The sequence below is a fragment of the Curtobacterium sp. MCJR17_043 genome, from assembly GCF_003224315.2.
GTDB lineage: Bacteria > Actinomycetota > Actinomycetes > Actinomycetales > Microbacteriaceae > Curtobacterium.
Genome location: NZ_CP126259.1, coordinates 3186712 through 3199688, shown reverse-complemented (window position 1 = coordinate 3199688; position 12977 = coordinate 3186712). Strand labels below are relative to the sequence as shown.

Below are 12977 nucleotides of genomic sequence, written 5' to 3'. Positions count from 1 at the left end.
TCACCCCAAAGGTGCGGCGGAGCGGCTGGAGCGGAAGCCCAGAGCACGTCGGCCCTCAAGCGGGACCATCCTCCACTGGAGTTCAGATCTGGCCTTGTGCTGGGTCGCTTCGACGCTTAGGATGACTACTCCACCGGTTCTCTCCTTCGGGATGAGCCACTGGATCTGACTGCACGGTTTGTGTTGGCGGGTTCGACGACATCGGTGGGATCGAGAGCGACAGCCTCTCTGGCGAAGCATCCTGGTGGTGTGGAGTGGGGAGTGCGTCTGGTCCTTGAGAACTCAACAGCGTGCACATTGTCAATGCCAATTTTATTGACCTCGTGCCTGGTCGGTTTTTTACCGGTCGGGTCATGAAGCAATTCCTTTTGGATTGAAGATTGTCAGTAGACAGTCAACAGTCAAGATCAACTCGCTGGCACTTCGGTGTTGGTTGTAATTTTTTACGGAGAGTTTGATCCTGGCTCAGGACGAACGCTGGCGGCGTGCTTAACACATGCAAGTCGAACGATGATCAGGAGCTTGCTCCTGTGATTAGTGGCGAACGGGTGAGTAACACGTGAGTAACCTGCCCCTGACTCTGGGATAAGCGTTGGAAACGACGTCTAATACTGGATATGACTACTGGTCGCATGGCCTGGTGGTGGAAAGATTTTTTGGTTGGGGATGGACTCGCGGCCTATCAGCTTGTTGGTGAGGTAATGGCTCACCAAGGCGACGACGGGTAGCCGGCCTGAGAGGGTGACCGGCCACACTGGGACTGAGACACGGCCCAGACTCCTACGGGAGGCAGCAGTGGGGAATATTGCACAATGGGCGAAAGCCTGATGCAGCAACGCCGCGTGAGGGATGACGGCCTTCGGGTTGTAAACCTCTTTTAGTAGGGAAGAAGCGAAAGTGACGGTACCTGCAGAAAAAGCACCGGCTAACTACGTGCCAGCAGCCGCGGTAATACGTAGGGTGCAAGCGTTGTCCGGAATTATTGGGCGTAAAGAGCTCGTAGGCGGTTTGTCGCGTCTGCTGTGAAATCCCGAGGCTCAACCTCGGGCTTGCAGTGGGTACGGGCAGACTAGAGTGCGGTAGGGGGAGATTGGAATTCCTGGTGTAGCGGTGGAATGCGCAGATATCAGGAGGAACACCGATGGCGAAGGCAGATCTCTGGGCCGTAACTGACGCTGAGGAGCGAAAGCATGGGGAGCGAACAGGATTAGATACCCTGGTAGTCCATGCCGTAAACGTTGGGCGCTAGATGTAGGGACCTTTCCACGGTTTCTGTGTCGTAGCTAACGCATTAAGCGCCCCGCCTGGGGAGTACGGCCGCAAGGCTAAAACTCAAAGGAATTGACGGGGGCCCGCACAAGCGGCGGAGCATGCGGATTAATTCGATGCAACGCGAAGAACCTTACCAAGGCTTGACATACACCGGAAACGGCCAGAGATGGTCGCCCCCCTTGTGGTCGGTGTACAGGTGGTGCATGGTTGTCGTCAGCTCGTGTCGTGAGATGTTGGGTTAAGTCCCGCAACGAGCGCAACCCTCGTTCTATGTTGCCAGCGGGTTATGCCGGGGACTCATAGGAGACTGCCGGGGTCAACTCGGAGGAAGGTGGGGATGACGTCAAATCATCATGCCCCTTATGTCTTGGGCTTCACGCATGCTACAATGGCCGGTACAAAGGGCTGCGATACCGTAAGGTGGAGCGAATCCCAAAAAGCCGGTCTCAGTTCGGATTGAGGTCTGCAACTCGACCTCATGAAGTCGGAGTCGCTAGTAATCGCAGATCAGCAACGCTGCGGTGAATACGTTCCCGGGCCTTGTACACACCGCCCGTCAAGTCATGAAAGTCGGTAACACCCGAAGCCGGTGGCCTAACCCTTGTGGAAGGAGCCGTCGAAGGTGGGATCGGTGATTAGGACTAAGTCGTAACAAGGTAGCCGTACCGGAAGGTGCGGCTGGATCACCTCCTTTCTAAGGAGCATCTGGTCAGTGCTGCTCACCGTCGTGGTGGGTTGGTTGCTGGTCCAGGCGCCCGGTTCGGACCGAACGTGTCCGACGGGTAGCTCATGGGTGGAACATTGACAGTGCAGTCGGGAGCGCGTCTTCTGGTCTCAGTACGCTCGGGTGTCTCTTTGTGAGGTGTCTGGGTTGGAACGGGTCGGGGGGGAAGCGGGTTGGCTGGTGCACGTTGTTGGGTCCTGAGGGACCAGGCTTCCTGATCGTCGGGTTGTCTCTTTTGGAGGCGGGTTCGGTGGTTGGGGGGTTGGGCCGCAAGGTCCTTCGGTGGGCTGCATGAGGTCAGGCGTTGTGTCTGGTGGAGTGTGGTGCCGATCGTATGTTGAGAACTACACAGTGGACGCGAGCATCTTTAGATTCGCGTCATCGATGATCGTCGGCTTTCGGGTTGGCGTGAAACATGGCGTTGGATCGCAATTTTAATCTTTGTGGTCAAGTTTCTAAGAGCAAACGGTGGATGCCTTGGCATCTGGAGCCGAAGAAGGACGTAGAAATCTGCGATAAGCCTCGGGGAGCTGATAATCGAGCTTCGATCCGAGGATTTCCGAATGGGGAAACCCCGCCAGGCGACTTGTCGACCTGGTGACTCCCGCCTGAATATATAGGGCGGGTAGAGGGAACGTGGGGAAGTGAAACATCTCAGTACCCACAGGAAGAGAAAACAACATGTGATTCCGTGAGTAGTGGCGAGCGAAAACGGATGAGGCTAAACCGATCATGTGTGATAGCCGGCGGGCGTTGCATGGTCGGGGTTGTGGGACACGTCGCTCAGTTCTGCCGGACTGGGACGGTTACAGCGCATCATAGTCGAACCGGTTTGAAAGCCGGGCCGTAGTGGGTGCCAGCCCCGTAGACGAAATGGTGTTATGGCCGGATGTGTATCCCAAGTAGCACGGGGCCCGAGAAATCCCGTGTGAATCTGTCAGGACCACCTGATAAGCCTAAATACTCCCAGATGACCGATAGCGGACAAGTACCGTGAGGGAAAGGTGAAAAGTACCCCGGGAGGGGAGTGAAATAGTACCTGAAACCGTTTGCTTACAAACCGTCGGAGCCTCCTTTGTAGGGGTGACGGCGTGCCTTTTGAAGAATGAGCCTGCGAGTTAGCGATATGTGGCGAGGTTAACCCGTGTGGGGTAGCCGTAGCGAAAGCGAGTCTGAATAGGGCGATTCAGTCGCATGTCCTAGACCCGAAGCGAAGTGATCTATCCATGGCCAGGTTGAAGCGACGGTAAGACGTCGTGGAGGACCGAACCCACTTCAGTTGAAAATGGAGGGGATGAGCTGTGGATAGGGGTGAAAGGCCAATCAAACTTCGTGATAGCTGGTTCTCTCCGAAATGCATTTAGGTGCAGCGTTGCGTGTTTCTCGCCGGAGGTAGAGCTACTGGATGGCCGATGGGCCTCAACAGGTTACTGACGTCAGCCAAACTCCGAATGCCGGTGAGTGAGAGCGCAGCAGTGAGACGGTGGGGGGATAAGCTTCATCGTCGAGAGGGAAACAACCCAGACTACCAACTAAGGCCCCTAAGCGTGTGCTAAGTGGGAAAGGATGTGGAGTTGCACAGACAACCAGGAGGTTGGCTTAGAAGCAGCCACCCTTGAAAGAGTGCGTAATAGCTCACTGGTCAAGTGATTCCGCGCCGACAATGTAACGGGGCTCAAGCACACCGCCGAAGTTGTAGATTTCGCACATAGACAAGCCTTCGTGGTTCAGTCGTGCGGAGTGGTAGGAGAGCGTCGTGTGGCGAGTGAAGCGGCGGAGTGATCCAGCCGTGGACGCCACACGAGTGAGAATGCAGGCATGAGTAGCGAAAGACGGGTGAGAAACCCGTCCTCCGAAAGACCAAGGGTTCCAGGGCCAGGTTAATCCGCCCTGGGTAAGTCGGGACCTAAGGCGAGGCCGACAGGCGTAGTCGATGGACAACGGGTTGATATTCCCGTACCGGCGAACAACCGCCCAAGCTAATCCAGTGGTGCTAAGAGTCCTAACCCGGCACTTGTTGATCCCTTCGGGGTGAGACGGGCCGGTCTAACGCTCGACCCCATGCTGGTGCGGTTAGCGTATGAACAGGTGTGACGCAGGAAGGTAGCTGAGCCAGGCGATGGTATCCGTAAGGTGAACCTGGTGTAAGGATGTAGGGCTGACGATAGGCAAATCCGTCGTCTGTACGCCTGAGATCCGACGCGTACCCGTTAAGGGGAAATCAGTGATCCTATGCTGCCGAGAAAAGCATCGACGCGAGGTTGCAGCCGCCCGTACCCGAAACCGACTCAGGTGGTCAGGTAGAGAATACCAAGGAGATCGAGATAATCGTGGTTAAGGAACTCGGCAAAATGCCCCCCGTAACTTCGGGAGAAGGGGGGGCCGGACACGTGACCGGATTCACTCCGTGAGCGTTGAAGGCCGCAGAGACCAGTGGGAAGCGACTGTTTACTAAAAACACAGGTCCGTGCGAAGTCGCAAGACGATGTATACGGACTGACGCCTGCCCGGTGCTGGAAGGTTAAGAGGAAGGGTCAGCCTCACGGCGAAGCTCTGAATTTAAGCCCCAGTAAACGGCGGTGGTAACTATAACCATCCTAAGGTAGCGAAATTCCTTGTCGGGTAAGTTCCGACCTGCACGAATGGCGTAACGACTTCCCAGCTGTCTCAACCGCGAACTCGGCGAAATTGCACTACGAGTAAAGATGCTCGTTACGCGCAGCAGGACGGAAAGACCCCGTGACCTTTACTATAGTTTGGTATTGGTGTTCGGAGTGGCTTGTGTAGGATAGGTGGGAGACTGTGAAGCGGGCACGCTAGTGTTCGTGGAGTCATTGTTGAAATACCACTCTGGTCACTTTGGATGTCTAACGTAGGACCCTGATCGGGTTCATGGACAGTGCCTGATGGGTAGTTTAACTGGGGCGGTTGCCTCCCAAAGAGTAACGGAGGCGCCCAAAGGTTCCCTCAACCTGGTTGGCAATCAGGTGGCGAGTGTAAGTGCACAAGGGAGCTTGACTGTGAGACTGACAGGTCGAGCAGGGACGAAAGTCGGGACTAGTGATCCGGCAGTGGCTTGTGGAAGCGCTGTCGCTCAACGGATAAAAGGTACCTCGGGGATAACAGGCTGATCTTGCCCAAGAGTCCATATCGACGGCATGGTTTGGCACCTCGATGTCGGCTCGTCGCATCCTGGGGCTGGAGTAGGTCCCAAGGGTTGGGCTGTTCGCCCATTAAAGCGGTACGCGAGCTGGGTTTAGAACGTCGTGAGACAGTTCGGTCCCTATCCGCTGCGCGCGTTGGAAATTTGAGAAGATCTATCCCTAGTACGAGAGGACCGGGATGGACGAACCTCTGGTGTGTCAGTTGTTCTGCCAAGGGCACCGCTGATTAGCTACGTTCGGACCGGATAACCGCTGAAAGCATCTAAGCGGGAAGCCGTCTTCGAGATGAGATTTCCATGCACCTTGAGTGTGAGAGGCTCCCAGCAGACTACTGGGTTGATAGGCCGGATGTGGAAGCGGGGACTAACGACCCGTGGAGCTGACCGGTACTAATAAGCCGAAGACTTGACACACACTTTTTACCCACACCCTTTACGGGTGTGGGGCTCGCGTCCACTTTGTGGTTCCCGACAGACGATCGGGAACAACTGAAACTGAACACTGCGCATGCGCGGAATGGTTTCGAAGCTTCCTCGTTGGAGTGTCGAAATTGTTCCGGTGGTCATAGCGAGAGGGAAACGCCCGGTCACATTCCGAACCCGGAAGCTAAGCCTCTCAGCGCCGATGGTACTGCAAGGGGGGACCTTGTGGGAGAGTAGGACGCCGCCGGACTTCTTCTCAATGATCGAGCCCCTGACCGGGTGAGCAGAAATGCTCACCCCGGTCAGGGGCTCTTTCGCGTCCCCACACGCCGGCTGAACAGCACGCCTTCGACGAGCGTCTTGCCCCACTCGCTGTGTGGGGCTACCCGAGGGCGTTCGTCGCTACCGGAGTGAGTACTTCCGTGCGGGTCGAGGTTAGCTGTCGCGATGGAACCCCTTGCTCCTCAGCGGTCCTGCTGCCGCCTCCGGTCATCCCGGGTCGGGTGGCGCGTTGTGGGCGTGATCAGCAGCTCGAGTGATCCGGAGTAGCGCGACGATGCGTCCTCGGTTTGGATCCGCGGCCAGTGGTGGTGCGGTGTCATGGGGGGAGATGAGGGCGGCGATCGATCGCACCGGTCTTGGCTGTCCGGTCATGCTGTCGACGGACACTCGGACGGATGCGTGATGCGCCGGCGGCCCGGGAGCTGGGCCCGGCGATCTCGATCGCGGACGACGGCCATGCCAAGTTGTCGGTCGCTGCGCGCTCGGCCGAGGTGGAGTGCCGCCTCGTGATCGGCCTCCAAGGACGTTGTCCGGTCTCCGGTGCATTGCGGTGCTCTCGTCCCGGAGGTTCGAGACCTTCACCGTGAGAGGAAGGTCCTTGGTTCGGGAGACAGGCGCCCGTTTCATCGGCCGAGAACGCGGGTGCGCTTTGCCCGCTCAGCAAGATCGGGGCCGCAAGTCGAGCGCTCACCCGAGTTGCTCAGCGGTGCAGTGCTGGGCCGATGAGTTGCCGGACAGAACACGGATTCACCAGAGCCGCGCACCACGAACCGAGCGGGTCGGCATGCAGCGCGAGACGGAACGGGTTCCGAATGGTCGCCATGGTGATCTTGTCCGTCGTCCGTCGTCCGTCGTCCGTCGTCCGTCGTCCGTCGGCCGTCGTCTGTCGTCGGTCGCCAAGGAGACGTCGGATGCGCCGGCTCTCGACGGTCGGATGCCGATGTGGTTCCACGCGGGGCTGCAGTTCGTTCCGACGGAACGTCGACGTCCCTTGGACGGCAGCCGCGGCGATCATCGCCTGCGCCTGACGTCTCCTCGAGGAAACGGGCCATCTCGATCCGGAGGCGCAAAGGAGTCGATGCGAACGAGCTCGAGGTGATGCACACTCGCCGTGAGCCGTGAGCCGTGAGCCGTGAGCCGTGAGCCGTGAGCCGTGAGCCGTGAGCCGTGAGCCGTGAGCCGTGAGCCGTGAGCCGTGAGCCGTGAGCCGTGAGCCGTGAGCCGTGAGCCGTGAGCCGTGAGCCGTGAGCCGTGAGCCGTGAGCCGTGAGCCGTGAGCCGTGAGCCGTGAGCCGTGAGCCCTGGCCCGGATCCGGCGGGTGATTGCTGGTTGGTAGCGGGGTGCTGAGCGCCGAGCGGCACCGGTGTTGCATGGTGCGACACGCCCGGGATGTGGGGTGGGTTGGTGGTGGGTGTGGGGGGCTGCGTAAAGTAATCCCTCGTCACCCCAAAGGTGCGGCGGAGCGGCTGGAGCGGAAGCCCAGAGCACGTCGGCCCTCAAGCGGGATCATCCTCCACTGGAGTTCAGATCTGGCCTTGTGCTGGGTCGCTTCGACGCTTAGGATGACTACTCCACCGGTTCTCTCCTTCGGGATGAGCCACTGGATCTGACTGCACGGTTTGTGTTGGCGGGTTCGACGACATCGGTGGGATCGAGAGCGACAGCCTCTCTGGCGAAGCATCCTGGTGGTGTGGAGCGGGGGAGTGCGTCTGGTCCTTGAGAACTCAACAGCGTGCACATTGTCAATGCCAATTTTATTGACCTCGTGCCTGGTCGGTTTTTTACCGGTCGGGTCATGAAGCAATTCCTTTTGGATTGAAGATTGTCAGTAGACAGTCAACAGTCAAGATCAACTCGCTGGCACTTCGGTGTTGGTTGTAATTTTTTTACGGAGAGTTTGATCCTGGCTCAGGACGAACGCTGGCGGCGTGCTTAACACATGCAAGTCGAACGATGATCAGGAGCTTGCTCCTGTGATTAGTGGCGAACGGGTGAGTAACACGTGAGTAACCTGCCCCTGACTCTGGGATAAGCGTTGGAAACGACGTCTAATACTGGATATGACTACTGGTCGCATGGCCTGGTGGTGGAAAGATTTTTTGGTTGGGGATGGACTCGCGGCCTATCAGCTTGTTGGTGAGGTAATGGCTCACCAAGGCGACGACGGGTAGCCGGCCTGAGAGGGTGACCGGCCACACTGGGACTGAGACACGGCCCAGACTCCTACGGGAGGCAGCAGTGGGGAATATTGCACAATGGGCGAAAGCCTGATGCAGCAACGCCGCGTGAGGGATGACGGCCTTCGGGTTGTAAACCTCTTTTAGTAGGGAAGAAGCGAAAGTGACGGTACCTGCAGAAAAAGCACCGGCTAACTACGTGCCAGCAGCCGCGGTAATACGTAGGGTGCAAGCGTTGTCCGGAATTATTGGGCGTAAAGAGCTCGTAGGCGGTTTGTCGCGTCTGCTGTGAAATCCCGAGGCTCAACCTCGGGCTTGCAGTGGGTACGGGCAGACTAGAGTGCGGTAGGGGAGATTGGAATTCCTGGTGTAGCGGTGGAATGCGCAGATATCAGGAGGAACACCGATGGCGAAGGCAGATCTCTGGGCCGTAACTGACGCTGAGGAGCGAAAGCATGGGGAGCGAACAGGATTAGATACCCTGGTAGTCCATGCCGTAAACGTTGGGCGCTAGATGTAGGGACCTTTCCACGGTTTCTGTGTCGTAGCTAACGCATTAAGCGCCCCGCCTGGGGAGTACGGCCGCAAGGCTAAAACTCAAAGGAATTGACGGGGGCCCGCACAAGCGGCGGAGCATGCGGATTAATTCGATGCAACGCGAAGAACCTTACCAAGGCTTGACATACACCGGAAACGGCCAGAGATGGTCGCCCCCCTTGTGGTCGGTGTACAGGTGGTGCATGGTTGTCGTCAGCTCGTGTCGTGAGATGTTGGGTTAAGTCCCGCAACGAGCGCAACCCTCGTTCTATGTTGCCAGCGGGTTATGCCGGGGACTCATAGGAGACTGCCGGGGTCAACTCGGAGGAAGGTGGGGATGACGTCAAATCATCATGCCCCTTATGTCTTGGGCTTCACGCATGCTACAATGGCCGGTACAAAGGGCTGCGATACCGTAAGGTGGAGCGAATCCCAAAAAGCCGGTCTCAGTTCGGATTGAGGTCTGCAACTCGACCTCATGAAGTCGGAGTCGCTAGTAATCGCAGATCAGCAACGCTGCGGTGAATACGTTCCCGGGCCTTGTACACACCGCCCGTCAAGTCATGAAAGTCGGTAACACCCGAAGCCGGTGGCCTAACCCTTGTGGAAGGAGCCGTCGAAGGTGGGATCGGTGATTAGGACTAAGTCGTAACAAGGTAGCCGTACCGGAAGGTGCGGCTGGATCACCTCCTTTCTAAGGAGCATCTGGTCAGTGCTGCTCACCGTCGTGGTGGGTTGGTTGCTGGTCCAGGCGCCCGGTTCGGACCGAACGTGTCCGACGGGTAGCTCATGGGTGGAACATTGACAGTGCAGTCGGGAGCGCGTCTTCTGGTCTCAGTACGCTCGGGTGTCTCTTTGTGAGGTGTCTGGGTTGGAACGGGTCGGGGGGGAAGCGGGTTGGCTGGTGCACGTTGTTGGGTCCTGAGGGACCAGGCTTCCTGATCGTCGGGTTGTCTCTTTTGGAGGCGGGTTCGGTGGTTGGGGGGTTGGGCCGCAAGGTCCTTCGGTGGGCTGCATGAGGTCAGGCGTTGTGTCTGGTGGAGTGTGGTGCCGATCGTATGTTGAGAACTACACAGTGGACGCGAGCATCTTTAGATTCGCGTCATCGATGATCGTCGGCTTTCGGGTTGGCGTGAAACATGGCGTTGGATCGCAATTTTAATCTTTGTGGTCAAGTTTCTAAGAGCAAACGGTGGATGCCTTGGCATCTGGAGCCGAAGAAGGACGTAGAAATCTGCGATAAGCCTCGGGGAGCTGATAATCGAGCTGTGAGCCGAGGATTTCCGAATGGGGAAACCCCGCCAGGCGACTTGTCGACCTGGTGACTCCCGCCTGAATATATAGGGCGGGTAGAGGGAACGTGGGGAAGTGAAACATCTCAGTACCCACAGGAAGAGAAAACAACATGTGATTCCGTGAGTAGTGGCGAGCGAAAACGGATGAGGCTAAACCGATCATGTGTGATAGCCGGCGGGCGTTGCATGGTCGGGGTTGTGGGACACGTCGCTCAGTTCTGCCGGACTGGGACGGTTACAGCGCATCATAGTCGAACCGGTTTGAAAGCCGGGCCGTAGTGGGTGCCAGCCCCGTAGACGAAATGGTGTTATGGCCGGATGTGTATCCCAAGTAGCACGGGGCCCGAGAAATCCCGTGTGAATCTGTCAGGACCACCTGATAAGCCTAAATACTCCCAGATGACCGATAGCGGACAAGTACCGTGAGGGAAAGGTGAAAAGTACCCCGGGAGGGGAGTGAAATAGTACCTGAAACCGTTTGCTTACAAACCGTCGGAGCCTCCTTTGTAGGGGTGACGGCGTGCCTTTTGAAGAATGAGCCTGCGAGTTAGCGATATGTGGCGAGGTTAACCCGTGTGGGGTAGCCGTAGCGAAAGCGAGTCTGAATAGGGCGATTCAGTCGCATGTCCTAGACCCGAAGCGAAGTGATCTATCCATGGCCAGGTTGAAGCGACGGTAAGACGTCGTGGAGGACCGAACCCACTTCAGTTGAAAATGGAGGGGATGAGCTGTGGATAGGGGTGAAAGGCCAATCAAACTTCGTGATAGCTGGTTCTCTCCGAAATGCATTTAGGTGCAGCGTTGCGTGTTTCTCGCCGGAGGTAGAGCTACTGGATGGCCGATGGGCCTCAACAGGTTACTGACGTCAGCCAAACTCCGAATGCCGGTGAGTGAGAGCGCAGCAGTGAGACGGTGGGGGGATAAGCTTCATCGTCGAGAGGGAAACAACCCAGACTACCAACTAAGGCCCCTAAGCGTGTGCTAAGTGGGAAAGGATGTGGAGTTGCACAGACAACCAGGAGGTTGGCTTAGAAGCAGCCACCCTTGAAAGAGTGCGTAATAGCTCACTGGTCAAGTGATTCCGCGCCGACAATGTAACGGGGCTCAAGCACACCGCCGAAGTTGTAGATTTCGCACATAGACAAGCCTTCGTGGTTCAGTCGTGCGGAGTGGTAGGAGAGCGTCGTGTGGCGAGTGAAGCGGCGGAGTGATCCAGCCGTGGACGCCACACGAGTGAGAATGCAGGCATGAGTAGCGAAAGACGGGTGAGAAACCCGTCCTCCGAAAGACCAAGGGTTCCAGGGCCAGGTTAATCCGCCCTGGGTAAGTCGGGACCTAAGGCGAGGCCGACAGGCGTAGTCGATGGACAACGGGTTGATATTCCCGTACCGGCGAACAACCGCCCAAGCTAATCCAGTGGTGCTAAGAGTCCTAACCCGGCACTTGTTGATCCCTTCGGGGTGAGACGGGCCGGTCTAACGCTCGACCCCATGCTGGTGCGGTTAGCGTATGAACAGGTGTGACGCAGGAAGGTAGCTGAGCCAGGCGATGGTATCCGTAAGGTGAACCTGGTGTAAGGATGTAGGGCTGACGATAGGCAAATCCGTCGTCTGTACGCCTGAGATCCGACGCGTACCCGTTAAGGGGAAATCAGTGATCCTATGCTGCCGAGAAAAGCATCGACGCGAGGTTGCAGCCGCCCGTACCCGAAACCGACTCAGGTGGTCAGGTAGAGAATACCAAGGAGATCGAGATAATCGTGGTTAAGGAACTCGGCAAAATGCCCCCCGTAACTTCGGGAGAAGGGGGGGCCGGACACGTGACCGGATTCACTCCGTGAGCGTTGAAGGCCGCAGAGACCAGTGGGAAGCGACTGTTTACTAAAAACACAGGTCCGTGCGAAGTCGCAAGACGATGTATACGGACTGACGCCTGCCCGGTGCTGGAAGGTTAAGAGGAAGGGTCAGCCTCACGGCGAAGCTCTGAATTTAAGCCCCAGTAAACGGCGGTGGTAACTATAACCATCCTAAGGTAGCGAAATTCCTTGTCGGGTAAGTTCCGACCTGCACGAATGGCGTAACGACTTCCCAGCTGTCTCAACCGCGAACTCGGCGAAATTGCACTACGAGTAAAGATGCTCGTTACGCGCAGCAGGACGGAAAGACCCCGTGACCTTTACTATAGTTTGGTATTGGTGTTCGGAGTGGCTTGTGTAGGATAGGTGGGAGACTGTGAAGCGGGCACGCTAGTGTTCGTGGAGTCATTGTTGAAATACCACTCTGGTCACTTTGGATGTCTAACGTAGGACCCTGATCGGGTTCATGGACAGTGCCTGATGGGTAGTTTAACTGGGGCGGTTGCCTCCCAAAGAGTAACGGAGGCGCCCAAAGGTTCCCTCAACCTGGTTGGCAATCAGGTGGCGAGTGTAAGTGCACAAGGGAGCTTGACTGTGAGACTGACAGGTCGAGCAGGGACGAAAGTCGGGACTAGTGATCCGGCAGTGGCTTGTGGAAGCGCTGTCGCTCAACGGATAAAAGGTACCTCGGGGATAACAGGCTGATCTTGCCCAAGAGTCCATATCGACGGCATGGTTTGGCACCTCGATGTCGGCTCGTCGCATCCTGGGGCTGGAGTAGGTCCCAAGGGTTGGGCTGTTCGCCCATTAAAGCGGTACGCGAGCTGGGTTTAGAACGTCGTGAGACAGTTCGGTCCCTATCCGCTGCGCGCGTTGGAAATTTGAGAAGATCTATCCCTAGTACGAGAGGACCGGGATGGACGAACCTCTGGTGTGTCAGTTGTTCTGCCAAGGGCACCGCTGATTAGCTACGTTCGGACCGGATAACCGCTGAAAGCATCTAAGCGGGAAGCCGTCTTCGAGATGAGATTTCCATGCACCTTGAGTGTGAGAGGCTCCCAGCAGACTACTGGGTTGATAGGCCGGATGTGGAAGCGGGGACTAACGACCCGTGGAGCTGACCGGTACTAATAAGCCGAAGACTTGACACACACTTTTTACCCACACCCTTGCGGGTGTGGGGCTCGCGTCCACTTTGTGGTTCCCGACAGACGATCGGGAACAACTGAAACTGAACACCGCGCATGCG

Annotated in this window: 5 rRNA genes; all 5 read left to right on the top strand. The window is 57.2% G+C overall.

The window, feature by feature from the left end:
* Positions 1–442: 442 nt before the first annotated feature.
* Positions 443–1966 (top strand): 16S ribosomal RNA (locus DEJ15_RS16600).
* 475 nt (positions 1967–2441) lie between these two features.
* Positions 2442–5573, top strand: a 23S ribosomal RNA gene (locus DEJ15_RS16595).
* A 141-nt stretch (positions 5574–5714) separates the two neighbouring features.
* Positions 5715–5832: ribosomal RNA gene (rrf, locus tag DEJ15_RS16590) — 5S ribosomal RNA — on the top strand.
* 1917 nt (positions 5833–7749) lie between these two features.
* Positions 7750–9272: ribosomal RNA gene (locus tag DEJ15_RS16585) — 16S ribosomal RNA — on the top strand.
* 475 nt (positions 9273–9747) lie between these two features.
* Positions 9748–12879: ribosomal RNA gene (locus DEJ15_RS16580) — 23S ribosomal RNA — on the top strand.
* Together the 16S, 23S and 5S rRNA genes form the textbook arrangement of a ribosomal RNA operon.
* Positions 12880–12977 lie beyond the last annotated feature (98 nt).